The organism is Chitinophaga filiformis, assembly GCF_900102545.1.
GTDB lineage: Bacteria > Bacteroidota > Bacteroidia > Chitinophagales > Chitinophagaceae > Chitinophaga > Chitinophaga filiformis.
Genome location: NZ_FNBN01000003.1, coordinates 511,209 through 525,820 on the forward strand (window position 1 = coordinate 511,209; position 14,612 = coordinate 525,820).

The 14,612-nt window shown below is 46.5% G+C and carries 8 protein-coding genes; 3 read left to right on the plus strand and 5 right to left on the minus strand.

What is annotated here, in order from left to right; all coding sequences use genetic code 11:
- Positions 1-14 precede the first annotated feature (14 nt).
- A complete protein-coding gene (gene pyk, locus BLR32_RS14355; RefSeq protein ID WP_176842283.1) occupies positions 15-1,505 on the minus strand; it encodes a pyruvate kinase in 1,491 nt (496 codons plus the stop codon).
- A gap of 11 nt (positions 1,506-1,516) precedes the next feature.
- Complete coding sequence (pfkA, locus tag BLR32_RS14360) at positions 1,517-2,497, minus strand: 6-phosphofructokinase (RefSeq protein WP_089832908.1); 981 nt, start codon at positions 2,495-2,497, stop codon at positions 1,517-1,519.
- Between the two features lie 336 nt (positions 2,498-2,833).
- On the opposite strand from pfkA, the gene BLR32_RS14365 reads away from it, so the two are divergent.
- The 3 genes from BLR32_RS14365 to BLR32_RS14375 all read left to right on the plus strand — a co-directional run bounded on the left by BLR32_RS14365 (position 2,834) and on the right by BLR32_RS14375 (position 7,739).
- On the plus strand, positions 2,834-4,963 hold the full coding sequence (locus BLR32_RS14365; RefSeq protein ID WP_176842284.1) for a prolyl oligopeptidase family serine peptidase: 2,130 nt from the start codon (positions 2,834-2,836) through the stop codon (positions 4,961-4,963).
- A gap of 266 nt (positions 4,964-5,229) precedes the next feature.
- Positions 5,230-6,534, plus strand: coding sequence for a hypothetical protein (locus tag BLR32_RS14370; RefSeq protein ID WP_089832910.1), 1,305 nt, complete (start codon positions 5,230-5,232; stop codon positions 6,532-6,534).
- Positions 6,535-6,845: 311 nt separating this feature from the next.
- Positions 6,846-7,739 (plus strand): SDR family oxidoreductase, encoded by an 894-nt coding sequence (locus BLR32_RS14375; protein WP_089832912.1) that lies wholly within the window; start codon positions 6,846-6,848, stop codon positions 7,737-7,739.
- A 465-nt stretch (positions 7,740-8,204) separates the two neighbouring features.
- Here BLR32_RS14375 and BLR32_RS14380 read toward each other — a convergent pair whose 3' ends face one another.
- The 3 genes from BLR32_RS14380 to BLR32_RS14390 all read right to left on the minus strand — a co-directional run bounded on the left by BLR32_RS14380 (position 8,205) and on the right by BLR32_RS14390 (position 14,044).
- A complete protein-coding gene (locus BLR32_RS14380; protein WP_089832914.1) occupies positions 8,205-9,173 on the minus strand; it encodes an HU domain-containing protein in 969 nt (322 codons plus the stop codon).
- Between the two features lie 132 nt (positions 9,174-9,305).
- Entirely contained in the window at positions 9,306-10,955 is a 1,650-nt protein-coding gene (locus BLR32_RS14385) for a TonB-dependent receptor (RefSeq protein ID WP_089832916.1), read from the minus strand.
- Positions 10,956-10,972: 17 nt separating this feature from the next.
- Positions 10,973-14,044 carry a tetratricopeptide repeat protein gene (locus BLR32_RS14390; RefSeq protein WP_089832918.1) on the minus strand — a complete coding sequence of 1,024 codons (3,072 nt, stop codon included), beginning with the start codon at positions 14,042-14,044 and terminating at the stop codon, positions 10,973-10,975.
- Between the last annotated feature and the right edge of the window lie 568 nt (positions 14,045-14,612).

The window sequence follows — 14,612 nt, forward strand, 5'->3', positions numbered from 1 at the left end:
GTTCCACTCTTTGCTTATTCAGCAACTGTGGAGATCTTGATCGTGTTGGTAGGCAGGTGTTCTGCTACTGGCGTGCTGCCGGTGTTTACTACAATGTCGGCTGGTTTCACGAAACCTCTTTCTTTCAGGATATTGATCTGGTCAGAGATGATTCCATCCAGGCTTTCTTCACCATCATAGAAGAAGGCGCGTACACCCCAGCTCAGGCTCAGCTGATTCACCAGTGTTTTTTCCTTGGTGAAGATGAACAGCGGAGAACGTGGACGGTAGCTGCTCAGCATGAAGCCGGTGTAACCGCTCTGGGTCATACCGATCAGCGCATCAGCATCCAGGTCTTCTGCCATCTTACAGGCGTTGTAACACAGGGCATCGCTCAGGAAGGTAGGAGAGTGACGGTGAGGGATCAGGTTACGGTTGTAGATGATGTCTTCTTTCTCTACTTCACCGATGATCTTTCTCATGGTCTGGATCACCAGCTCAGGGAACTGACCTGTTGCGGTCTCACCACTCAGCATTACGGCATCAGCACCTTCCAGTACCGCGTTCGCTACGTCAGTGATTTCACTACGGTTAGGACGGGTACGGTCTATCATGCTTTCCATCATCTGCGTAGCCACGATTACAGGCTTAGCACGGTGGATACATTTACGGATGATATCTTTCTGGATCATTGGGATCTGCTCAACAGGCAGTTCCACACCCAGGTCACCACGGGCGATCATTACGCCATCGCTTTCCCAGATGATTTCCTTCAGGTTCGCAATTGCTTCAGGTTTCTCGATCTTGGAGATCACCTTCATTTTGGAATTGCGTTCTTTCAGGCGTTTGCGGATCAGCTGGAGGTCATCTACGTGTCTAACAAAGGACAGGGCAACCCAGTCACATTCGTGATCGATGATGAATTCCAGATCCACGATATCTTTTTCGGTCAGTGCCGGCAGGGAAACTTTGGTATCTGGCAGGTTGAAGCCTTTTTTGGAAGACAGTACACCTGGCAGGGTTACTTCAGCTTTGATCTCGCCTTCGGCAGTGATCTCTCTAACTACGGTTTCAATTTTACCGTCATCCAGGAGGATTTTCTGACCTGGTTTAACGTCTTTGTGCAGGTCTGCGTAGGAAACGTAGATCTTAACGGCATTACCCACTACTTTCTCATTCACGAAGGTCAGGATCTGACCAGCCACCAGTGGCAATGCATTGTTCTCGATCTCACCAACACGCAGTTTAGGGCCTTGCAGGTCAGCCAGGATGGCTACATTGTAAGGCTCGGTTTTGTTGATCTGACGGATATACTGGATAATACGCAGTTTATCCTCGTGCGAGCCATGTGAGAAGTTCAGACGGAACACGTTAACGCCGGCTCTTACTAATGCAAGTAAGCCTTCATAGGTATCGCAGGCTGGGCCGACAGTTGCTACGATTTTGGTTTTGTGCTGGGAATGTGCACGGGAAGCTTCATGATCCATCTGTTTGTGTACGTATTTTGATAAATCTTTTGTACTCATAGCTCTATTTTTTAACTCGCAAGTATTTTAACCATCTTTAACCATTCCGGATCAAGGTGCTCTTTGGCTTTGATAGCCTGTTCCAGAGGGGTATATTGGATTTTGTTGTTTACAATGCCTACCATTACATTAGAAGTACCGTTTAACAGTGCTTCTACTGCTGCATAACCCATACGGCTGGCCAGGATACGGTCCTGACAGGAGGGAGAGCCACCACGCTGTATGTGCCCGAGGATACATACACGTGTATCCAGCTGCGGACAACTGGCTTTTACCTGACGGGCTACTTCTTCAGCACCGCCGGCGATGGAACCTTCAGCAACTACTATGATATTCACCAGCTTCCTGCGGCGCTCGTTCGTCTGCAGGTCTTCAATGATATCCTGTACATCGATCAGGTGTTCCGGGGTCATGATGTGCTCAGCACCAGTGGAAATACCACTGTGCAGGGCAATATAACCTGCATCACGTCCCATTACTTCTATAACAAATAAACGGTCGTGCGCATCAGCTGTATCGCGGATCTTGTCAATTGCATCCACAGCTGTGTTCACTGCCGTATCAAAACCGATAGTAAAATCAGTACCTGCAATATCCTTGTCGATAGTGCCAGGTAAACCGATACATGGAATGTCAAACTCCTGGCTCATCTTATATGCTCCGTTGAATGAACCGTCGCCTCCGATAACTACGATACCATCAATATTGTGTTTCTTGAGATTTTCGTAGGCTTTCTGTCTGCCTTCTGCTTCATAAAACTCTTTACAACGTGCGGTCTTTAGAATAGTACCCCCCCGCTGAATGATGTTAGCCACAGATTTGGACTCCAAGGGAAATATTTCATTCTTCAGCATTCCCCTGTAGCCATACATAACACCATACACATTTAACTGATGGTAAATTCCGGTCCTTACAACTGCACGAACGGCGGCATTCATGCCAGGCGCGTCTCCGCCTGATGTAAGAACTGCGATGTTAGAAACTTTTTTCATAGTTATGTTTATTTCCCTCTCTTCGTTTTTATGGTGGATTTCAGGGAATCCTGTGTCTTCTCATCAGCTTCCATATCTCCTGTATACCCCTAACGTGTGATATTGCATCCCCTGTTTTCCAACCCCCTGCTTTTACCTTTTTTCCTGTAAATCACGCTGCTTATGCATAAATTGCCAGGAAAATATCTAAGTGGCGCACAAAAATAACATTTTGCGTATTCTTTCTAATAGTATTCTGATGAATTACACGAAATTTTCATTTTTAATTAACCAATCAGATAAAATTTTTAAAAAATATACATAGATATAATTTAAATGTAAACCCAAATAGTTCAAATGAAAACACGTACACTCAGACATCCTATCTTTACTTTTTTGTATTTATTTATGATAACAGGACCAGCAATGGCGCAACAACAGAACGGAATTATTTATCCGCAGACCAATAAAACAGACGTTACAGACAACTACCATGGTACCATCGTTGCCGATCCGTATCGCTGGCTGGAAGATGATAACAGTCCCGAAACCAAAGCGTGGGTAAAGGCAGAGAACGCCGTTACCAACGATTATCTTAATAAGATTCCCTTTCACGGAGCTATTAAGAAGCGGCTTGAAGAGCTGTGGAACTACCCGAAGGTAGGCACTCCATTTAAAAAAGGAGAGTATTACTATTTTTTTAAGAATGATGGATTGCAGAATCAGGCCGTGCTGTACCGCCGGAAATCCCTGACAGGTACGCCTGAGGTTTTCATTGATCCTAACAAGTTCTCAGAAACAGGTACTGTAGCATTGGGTAGCATCTCCTTTTCAAAGGACGCGAAATATATGGCCTACCAGATTGCCAAGGCAGGTTCTGACTGGCAACAGGCCTTTATAATGGATGTGGAAAGCAAACAACTGCTGAAAGACTCGATCGACTGGATCAAGTTCAGTGGCATCTCCTGGAGGAAGGATGGCTTTTACTACAGTCGGTACGACAAGCCCACAGAAGAGAGCAAACTATCCAAAAAGAACGAATTCCATAAAGTATACTTCCATCGCCTGGGCACTTCCCAGGATCAGGATGAGCTGATCTACCAGGATAAGGAACATCCGCTGCGCACCCTTGGTATAGATGTTACAGAAGATGAACGCTTCCTGATCCTGCATGAATCTGAAGGTACTTCCGGCAACCAGCTATCCTACTGGGACCTGCAGGACCCTAACCAGAAAGAATTCAGGTTGCTGGTAAAAGGCTTCGAGTTCGAACCCAATGTGATCGACAATGACGGCGATAAACTGCTGATCATTACCAATGAGGGAGCGCCAAACTATAAGGTCGAGCTTGTAGATCCGAAGAATCCTTCCAGTCGTAAGCTCATCATACCTGAACAAAAAGAAGTATTGCAGGGAGTGAGCACTGGTGGCAAAAGACTATTCGCTACCTATCTGAAAGACGCCTCTTCAAGGGTAGCCCAATATGCTTATGATGGTAAGCTTGACTGGCAGATCGCCCTTCCGGGTATTGGTACTGCCGGTGGTTTTTCGGCGACTGCTGTGGATAAGGAGTTATTCTATTCCTTTACATCCTTTGTAGCGCCGGCAACTATATATAGATATGACATTGCCACGGGTAAGTCAAGCCTCTACATTAAAACAGAAGTAAAGTTCCGCCAGGAGGATTATGAGACCAAACAGCTTTTCTTTACCAGCAAGGACGGTACAAAAGTGCCTGTGTTCCTGTCTTATAAGAAAGGTATTAAGCTGAACGGTCAGAATCCCGTACTGCTCTACGGTTATGGTGGTTTCAATATCCCTATGACACCTGGGTTCAGCGTTTCCAATCTCTTCTTCATGGAGCAGGGGGGGATTTACGCTGTAGTGTCTTTGAGGGGAGGAAATGAATATGGTGAAGCATGGCACAAGGCGGGTATGCTGGAGAAAAAACAGAATGTATTTGATGATTTCATCTCGGCTGCAGAGTTCCTGGTAAAGTCTAAATATACCAGTCCTTCGAAACTGGCTATCCGTGGAGGCTCCAATGGCGGATTGCTGGTGGGTGCATGTATGACACAGCGCCCTGACCTGTTCAAGGTGGCATTGCCTGCAGTGGGAGTGATGGATATGCTGCGTTTCCAGAACTTTACCATTGGCTGGGCATGGGTAACCGAGTTTGGTACAAGCGCTAAAGCGGATCAATTCCCTTATCTGTACAAGTACTCTCCGCTGCATAACCTGAAAGCGGGTACGCAGTATCCGGCTACGCTGATCACAACCGCAGATCATGATGACCGCGTGGTACCGGCACACTCGTTTAAATTTGCCGCTGCTCTGCAGGCGGCTAATGCCGGTACTAACCCAACGCTTATACGTATAGAAACGCAGGCAGGCCATGGCGCTGGTAAACCGACTTCCAAGCTGATCGACGAATCAGCCGATGTATGGGCGTTTACCATGTATAACCTGGGTATGAGCTTTAAATAAATATAGACTAATTAACGTCAAAGGCCGTATCACACCGATACGGCCTTTTTTTTCAGTTCACTTACTGGCTGAAGCCTTGATCAATCGTAATTTAGGATGACCCTGACTCCTTGTATGTAGTTCTTACCTCATTATAGTGCCATCTTTTACTAACGGTACAGGTGCCTGGAAACGCAGATACGGTTTTCCCGAATGCTTTTCTATACAGCACTTATATGAGTATTTTTAATAATTTTACGTCAATTCTAAACCAAGAATTCCTATACATGAGACACTTATACCTATCTGCTTTAACAGTAGCCATGCTGTTAGCGGCCGCCTGCAGTAAAGACGGCGATTCTGGAACTCCAACGCCCCAACCGGCCCCTGACAAAACCCAGGTTTCCTTTAACTATAACCAGATCGGAGCATTTGAGCTTTCCACAATGCCTACTGGACCAGGCATTTATGCAAAAGTCAGCAATGGCGTATCCGGCAGGGCATTTACTTATGAACTGGCCGGCAGCAATGGCCTGAAAAAAGCAACAGATACATTGGTGAAAGGCAGTGGTAAGCTGGATGCAAGTGGTGGCGCAACACTCCAATTAAATGGATTAATGCATTACCGTGATGGTGAAATGACCCTGAAGGTAACATTTAGTGGCCCTGATACAACAATACAGGCAAAAACCGAAAAGGCCGAATACAAGATCAGAGACTACCGTGATTTCATCAACATGTTTACCATCCGTAATCCTGATGTATCAGATCATTATGTGCAGGTACAGGATTTCGCTTTCCCGGATACGCTGTTCAACAGGGCTCCTTGCTTTCGCAGCCTGAAGGGCAGTTATGACGGACAGGGACACAAGATCACAAACCTGAAGATCAACGCGCCTCATAAAGAAAACGAGGCTTCATACATAGGCTTGTTCTCCTATGCAGACAGTGGCAGCATAATAAAGAATATCAGGCTCGAAATTGCTCCCGAGGGCCTTGTGGGCTTGGAGGGACAATTTGGAGGTATAGTAGGTTTTTCCTGGAAAGCAAATATTATTGCTTGTTCGGTGAAAGGTAATATTCTGGCAGGAATGGAAGCATCTTCATACGCAGGTGGCATTTCCGGATTCAACTACAGGACCAATATGACAGGTTGTTCTTTCCGTGGACATCTGAAAGCAAGTAACGTAGGGGGCCTGATGGGCAGTTTCGGAGAGTGCAACATCAACATGAGTTACTCTTATTTCTCCTTCGAAGCCTATGGTGCTGGCGGACTCGCCGGTGTGCCTGGAGGAGATGGTCATATATCCAACAGCTATGCTATTGCACATGATTACAACGCGGATGTCTCCCGGTTCCGTGCCGTGGGGCCAACGTCAACCAACAGCACTTCTGTTATCACCAATTGTTTCGCAATGGCAGGTACCCCTGAACCGGGCGTAAGAATGGCCACCACTATCTCAGAACTCGGTCTGCAGGCAGGTACGCTGGAAGTAGCAGAATGGCCGGCCGGTATCACCGCTCCGGCAGATAAACGACCATTCAAATTAGACACAGATCTTGACCATCCATTAAAATTATGGTGGGAATAAGACTTCTGCTTATCTGAGCCATCGATAGTCAAAAAATAAGGCTGACCAGCTGGTCAGCCTTATTTTTTGCCAGAGAGCGTTAGCAAATATCGTATGTCCGTGTAAGCGATCTTCATGTTTTGAGCTGATTTATATGCTTTCCGGGCTCTCGGACCTGCAGTCCATGCTGTATGCAGCCTTCCTGTCTGGCTGCAATTACCTCCACTTCAGCGTCCCGTCATTGCAGATAGGAAAGGATAAACCCATTGTTCCGCTGTAATTGATAATTCGGAATTGAAACTGAATTCGTAATTTTAGTAAAAGGCATAGAAATGAAGGTATTAATCACAGGAAGCAATGGATTATTGGGCCAGCACCTTATTCCAGTTTTTTTGGAGGATGGCCGGTATCAGGTAATAGCCAGCGGAAGAGGCCCTAACCGCCTGCCCATGCAGACGGGATATACCTACGAAGCTACCAATCTGCGGGATGCCACCAGTGTGCGGCACCTGCTGGAAAAGCACCAGCCGGATATACTCATCCACGCTGCTGCTATGACACAGGTAGATGACTGTGAACGTAATAAAGACCTCTGCTGGGATACCAATGTAGCTGCAACGCGTTATTTACTGCAGGCTGCCGAAAAGACCAACACCTTCTTCATATTCCTGTCTACCGACTTTGTATTTGACGGTTTACAGGGGCCCTATGCAGAAGAGGATGCAGTCAACCCCATCAGCTATTATGGTTCCAGCAAGGTGGCGGCAGAAAGTATGGTCCGTAACAGTAAACTTCCGTGGGCTATCGTACGTACAGTACTGGTATACGGTGTAGCGGCCGACCCCAAACGCAGCAATATTATCACCTGGGTAAAGAGTAACCTGGAGCAGGGTAAGAAACTGAAGGTCGTGGATGACCAATGGCGTACCCCAACGCTTGTACAGGATCTTGCGATAGGATGCAAACTGGTAGCAGATAAAAAAGCCACCGGTATATTCCATATCTCAGGCAAGGAAACACTGACCCCTTATCAGATGGCAGTACAAACTGCCGGTTATTTTAAACTGAACACACAGCTTCTTGAAAAGGTAGACGCCAAAAGCTTTACACAGCCTGCGAAACGCCCCGCTAAAACAGGTTTTGTTATAGACAAGGCCGTGAAAGAGCTGGGTTTTGCTCCCCATAGTTTTGAAGAAGGGCTGGAGATCGTTGCAAAAGAGATCTAGTGTATCTATAGCTCCAGGTACACGTTTTCCCCAATGTAATTCAGGATCAGAGCTGACTGTAGTTTTCATGAAGAGACAGATTGTCTCAGGGAGGCCTATTGCCTGTTGTCAAGGGGAATTTTCTATTGTCCCACGGGATGGCTGTGGTTGAAGGCAGGTTCCTTCTCAGGGATGTTTATTCCACTGGATGGTGTCTTTCTGGTATCAGTAAGTGACCTTTCTCATTGTTGTGAGATACTTTGATGAAAGATAGGACAGGCGTAAAAGAGGCGGGGTAGCACTTTCGCCATTCCGGAAATGCTACCCCGCCTGTTATAATGTATAGATCACTTTCAGGGCTTAGTCAGCTCCAAAAAGACTTTAATTTTAGGTGTATACTTCTTTGTCATAGAATCTTTCATAGTGGTAGTATCTGCTGCCGGCGTCCGGAAGTGCTCGCCCAGCATGAATGACGATGAATCCCGGTTAGCTCTCAGCACCACTGGCTGCCCCCCAGCCTTTCTGCTTTTTGTACATACTTTCTCCAGCTTTTCTTGTTGGAAATACCTGAAAAATAATGTCATATTCCAACATCGCTGGCGTAGCTGGTGCAGCCGCAGCTGCCTGAGAGTTACTATCCGCTGTTTGCGCCGCAGGTACCGGTGTCGCTTCAACAGGAGCGGGATTCTGGACGCTCTCTGCTCTTGTGATCTCTGGCCTGTTCTTATTAACAGAATACCATACAATAACGGCTGTTGCGACAGACGCTATCGGGATAGCAATCCACAGCCAGCGTAGTTTGGAAGGTATTTCCCTGGTGTATCCCTCATATTCGTAATCCTCCGTTGCAGTAGGAGCAGCTGTTGCTCCTGTTGCCAGCGGCGGTTTAACGCCCTCATTGGAAGGTGTTGCTGGTGGAACCGGTGGCGTTGATGGGGTAGAAGAGGAAGAAGAAGAAGATGATGATGATGATGACGATGACGCCGTCAGGTGATCCACCACCTGCTTATTCACTACTTCCTTCGTACCTACAGTTACCTTATGGCTGGCATCCTGCCTGATCACAGGGCTGACATGCAGTACGTCCCTGGTAATGGCGGGTGGTTCCTGTTCAAAAGAGATCCTGCCCACCGTGTTGGCGTGCAATTTTCCTACACCGGGTATTACAACCGGCTCACCCTTTTTCAGGAGCTGTTTGAAATCATCTATATACTTCTCCATCTTGAGCTGCGCGATGGCAGGCACCAGCAGCTCTTTCTGGGAGATCCATTCCACCAGACCTCCGTCGTTTGTCAATGTTTCCTCAAATGTGATGATCTCTCCCGGAGGGGATATTGTTTTATTGGTAACATCGTAACGTGCCGGGGTATGCGTCAGTTTAAACACGCCTAGTTGGGGCAGACAGCAGGTGTGCTGTCTGAACAAAATTTCCTGTATGTATTGCTGTAGTACCAATTACGTAGATATTCCTATTTATTATAAAATGACTCTCTCGAACGGAATCAGGAGCTAAGGATCAGGAATGGGGCAATATATTATCTTAATTCCTGATCCTTAATCCTTGATTATGACTGCAATTTTACGATTTTAAAATTTAATCATCACACCTCCCAGTACATTCAGACCGTAGGTGGGGTATCCATACCAGCGCTGGTATTTGGAATTAAACAGGTTATTGGCATTCACCCAGATGTTGAAATTCTTACCAATATCGTAGTTCGCACCGGCGCTCAGGTCCCATTTACCCTTGGTTTTGTTGAAATCCTGCGTTGCAAATACCTGGTAATAAGTACCGCCCAGGTAGTACAGGTTCGCATTCAGGTGCAGCTTTTTAGCAAGGGTATACTGCGCAAAAGCGTCTGCCTGGAAAGGGATCAGGCCCCATGGCTTGATCTCAGTCTTCTGTTTGTTATAGTTGAACCAGTCGAACGCTAATCTCATCTGGAACTTTTCTTCCTGTATATAACCTACTTCTGCATGCAGGTTAAAGGCTTTCAGCTCCTCCTCGTTTTTGGTGTAGAAGGTTTTACCGTCAATGCTGTCATTAACGAACAGCGGCATGTTATGCCAGGTAACAGCGGCAAACTTGGTATTGTAGTTAAAGTGACTGCCGATCGTTCCTTTGATACCAGTGTACTTCTCTTCCACTCTTGTATTCAGAATACCTTCGCCGTAGCTGCCAATGAACGGATTCTGGTTAGCCAGGTTGCGGTAACTGTTCTTGTTCACGTAAGAGATCCATCCACTGCTCAGGATCACTTTCTTATAGATAATGTGCGACTCGTTCACGATGTCTGGCAGCAGGTAGAACTTACTGTTGGTCCAGGTAGGGTTCACACCTGCATGTAATACAAAGCGTGGCTTGATGATCTCCAGTGCCGGGTGAATGGCTACTACGTTGTTATTGATCTGCTCATGATCGTCTTCTTTGAAGGAAGATAGGTCAAAGATACCCTCAGCTCTCAGGTAGATATCCTCAAACAACTGCTTGGACACCGGAACCTTCAGGATAGCGGTAGGCTCTTTACGTTTATAGGAATCGCTGAAGTAGATGAACTTAGCGGAAGGCTCGAATTTAAACGCCCAGTCATTCAGTGTTCTGTTCTTTACACCCACTTGTGCAGTGAACTGGTTGAATGTTTGTCTGATGTCGTTTTTAGCAAATTCCAGCGTTGCATGATCATATCCGTAATAATGTACCTGGTTGCGATCATAACCAACGCTGCCGTTTACTTCCCAGAGAGGAGTAAAGTAGGTACCTGAACCGAGTATATTAAGCGCGCTGTAGTCCTGGTTTTTGATATCCCCTTTGGAGCCTGTATAGTTCACATACAATCCGAAGTTATATTTTTCCTGCCTGCCGGTACCGAAACCTGCCTGTACCAGCGGCGTACTGAGATTACCATAACCTACCTTAATAAAGTTGTTCTGTAACTGGCTCAGTGAATCCTTACCCAGCGCCAGTGGTTTAAGGGGAATGGGCTGATACATGAAATAAAGGTTCAGGGCCGGTACCTGGTATTGCAAACGCGGACGGGTAGTATCAAAACCGGGCAGGGACGCTGTCAGGTTCAGTTTGGCCGCATCCCGCAGTTTTGGGCGGTAATTGGAAATGATATCGATCGTTTCCTCTTTCAGGTTCTCCTGCGCGTATGCCTGCTGATGCATCAATATACCTGCTGCACTGCAACCTGCTACTGCCAGGAACCGGTGAATATGTTTGATATAAGCGTTCATGCTAACGTAATTCGGAATTATTTATTGGATTTGATTTTAGAGGCAGCTTTTTCTTCTGCTTCTACTTTCGCCAGTTTGTCCTTCGCTTCCTGTTTCAGCTCAGGTATCGGACAGTTCTCTGCAATACTCTGGAAGGTAGCTTTTGCATTGAAGTAGTCTTTCTGACGGGTATATACATCACCCAGGAGGATGTAGGCTTTTGCTACCCACACTTCGTATCCCGGTGTATTCTTTATTACATCAAAACCGGCTTTCTCAGCACCTGCAAGGTCATTTTTCTGTAGCAGACAGTAAGCCAGGTTATAACGGGCTTCAGCACCTATTTCAGACTTGGTCAGCCCCGCAGCTATCTTATATTCCTTGATGGCTTCATCGTAGTTGCCCTGTTCCTGCTCCGCACGGCCCAGATACGCGTGACCAATGATCTGGTCATCAGTACTGATGTTACTGCTGGACAGCAGGATCTCAGCGTAACTGTTCACTTCATCCCAGTGTTTCAGGAAATAGTTGCTGCGCAGTAATCCGCGGGTAGCGGCGAAAGTATTCTCTTTGGTGGTCGAAAGGTCCTGCAGCTGCAGATAGTAGGTGCGGGCTTTCTCATAATTCTTTACCTGGTAGAAGTTGATGTTGGCGGCCTGTAAAGCGGCACGCTCGGCATACAGGCTATTGTTCTTTGTCAGCACAAATTCATAACCCGGCAATGCACCAGTATAATCCTTATTGTTGTAAGCACATTCTGATTTGTAGAAATTAGCCGGCAAAACGAATGCCCCGTTCGGGAATCGCTGCAGGTAGCTGTTGAAAGCGATGGTAGCGCCTGCACAGTCGCCGTTGCTGAACTTTGTTTCTGCTGCTGAATAGCTCAGTGAGTCTTCTGCAGATGCACTGATGGATTGACCTGTAGATCTCAGCAAGGCAATATAGGCATCAGTCTTACCCTGATTTACATAGATGTCTTTTACAGCAGCCAGTGCCTCGTTTGCTTCGGGAGAGTTAGGATATTTCTCTACCACCTGGCGGTAGTAGGAGATAGCCTTGTCATCATTATCCTTGTTGAAATAGCAGAGACCCAGTTTCAGCAATGCACGCGGTGCATTAGGGCCGTTAGGTTGTTTCTGCAATACGTTTTCCAGGTAAGGGATGGCCTCGTTGTATTTCTCTTCCGCCAGGTAAGTATTGGCGATTTCCAGGTCGGCGTCATTACCGAAACCTGAAGAAGGATATTTGCTGCCCAGCTGTTTCAGGAGGGCTACCTTTTCATTCGTTTTACCCTGGATACCGAGGATGATACTTTTCTGGTAGGTCGCGTAGTCAGATCCCGCCTGATTATTGGCAATGATCTTATCGTACATCGCCATTGCCTTGCCATAATCTTTCAGCATATAATAACAATCTGCGCTACGGAGGGCAGCATCTGCGATGATACGTGATGCATTCGGACCGGTAGTACGCTGAGCTGCTTCAAAGTGCTGAAGGGCGCGGGTGTAGTCTTCTTTTTTCAGCAGACTGTAACCCATGTTATAGCTGGCTGTCTGTGCATTGGCTTCGCCGGAGGCAGGTACACCGCCGGTAAGGTAAGCGTTCAGATGACCAATGGCAGCATCTGTTTTATTCTGTCGCATAGCAATTTCCGCTTTCCAGAAATGAGCCAGCTGCGTCAGGTTCTTATCGTAAGGATTCTTTAATGAAATGTCCAGCAGGCGGTCAGCTTCTGCCAGTTGCTGGTCGTTGATCAGTTCTGTAGCGCGGCCGTAAGCTACCTTCTGATATGCTTTCAGGACTGTTGGCGACTTATCAGGCATGGCCTCGATGATGGTCAGCGCATCATTATAGTTGTTGGTGTTCAGGAACAGGTTCACCAGTATCTCACGGGCTTCTTTATTGTAAGCCGACTGCGGATAGCTGCTCACGAAGCTGGTCAGCTCTGTGATAGCGGCATCCTGATAACCCAGCTCGTAGGACAGCTTACCGTAGTTGAACTTCGAAATCTCCTGTTGCTGTGCATTGGCGCTGTTACGGGCACAGAAGGCAAATGCGTTGCGGGCATTGGCTTTCTGGTTAGTGCGCAGGTAGCAATCGCCCAGCAGGTACATGGAGTTCTGCCCCAGGGAGTCCTGCTCACTGCTCAACTGCTTGAAACCGTTGATGGCTTTATTATAGTTACCGGTCTGGTAGTAGCTGTAAGACAACTGGTAGATATCTTCTTTCCTTACTTCCTCGGCGTTGTCCTGGAATTCCTGCAGATAAGGCAGTGCTTTCTGGTAATCTTTCCTTTCGAAATACGCCTGACCAAGTAATTGTTTCAGTTCTGCCTCATAATAGAGCCCACCCTTTTTAAGGAGAGGTTCTGCATAACTGATTAACTGGTCCTTTTTATTCTGGAAGTAATAGATCTCTGCGATGTAATAAGGAACGATGGTGCTGTATTTAGGATCGTTCACCACACGCTGGAAGCTGGTGAGCGCCTCATTGTACTGCCGGTTGTAATAGGCGATGAAGCCATAGTAATAGTTAGCCGGCAGATAGTATTTACCGGGTACCTCCTTAATGGAACCAAACAGCGGCTGGGCCTTCTGGAAGTCTTTTACATTAAAATAGCAGTAAGCCAGTTCAAACTTTGCTTCTGCAATTTCGCTGTTGGAAAGGTTCTCGATATCGGCTTTCTCGTACAGGGGGATGGCCTCTTTCAGTTTATTCTGATGGAAGTAGTACTTCGCCAGCTGGTAGCTGACAAGCTGCTCCCTCGCACTGTTGTTATAGAAGGCCAGGAAGTCCAGCGCCAGTTTTTCCGCATTGGCCTGTCCCAGTTTCAGTGCACAAACGGTATAATAATATTGGGCGTCTGTTTTTACCAGGCTACGGCTGGTTTCCTGGAAATAGCTGATATTATCAATCGTTTGCCGGAACAATTGCATGGCCACTGCATATTTTTCCTGCTGGAAAAGTTGCTGGGCATCCTTGAAAACTTTATCCGGCTCGGTATAGACGCGCGTTTGCTGTGCTTTTGACACAGGCGCAGCCAGTATACAGAAAGACACCAGGAATAAGTACAAATGTCCGGGAACAAGAAACTTTCTTATGAATTGCATGCTTTTAACCTGTTATATCTTAAATATGCGTTTAAAACGGATCCCAAACAGAAATTATTTTCCATTCAGAATCAATAATATATTGCTTTGAGGGAGACAAAAACAGCAACAAATATAGCTATTGGATTTAATTAAGCTATACGCCGTCCCCGGGGGACAGTGCGGGAACCGGATGACCGGCACCTGGTACGCGGAACCTGCTTTCGGATTTGCCTGTGCTGATCTGAAATTAAGGTGTTGACTTGCAAGAATTAAACCAACTTGTATAAACGGCGGGTGATCCGGTACCTGCATTACCGGGATGTTCTGGTTTTCAGTACTGTTTGTGTGCAAAAAATAATTGCCTCGGTCAAATAGAGGAGCACAGGAAACAAGTGGATGTATTAGTACGCCAACAGCCATCATTCAGGATAAATTGGATAAACATTGTCTCTGCAGGATGCAGTTCCTTTCAGCAGGTACGCAGTTGCCCTCCCGAACCATCTCGTAATAAAAGGATTATAACGGGGTTTTAATTGTTTATTATTAATCATATTTTTGGCGCAATCTGTAAACCAGTTCATTTAAA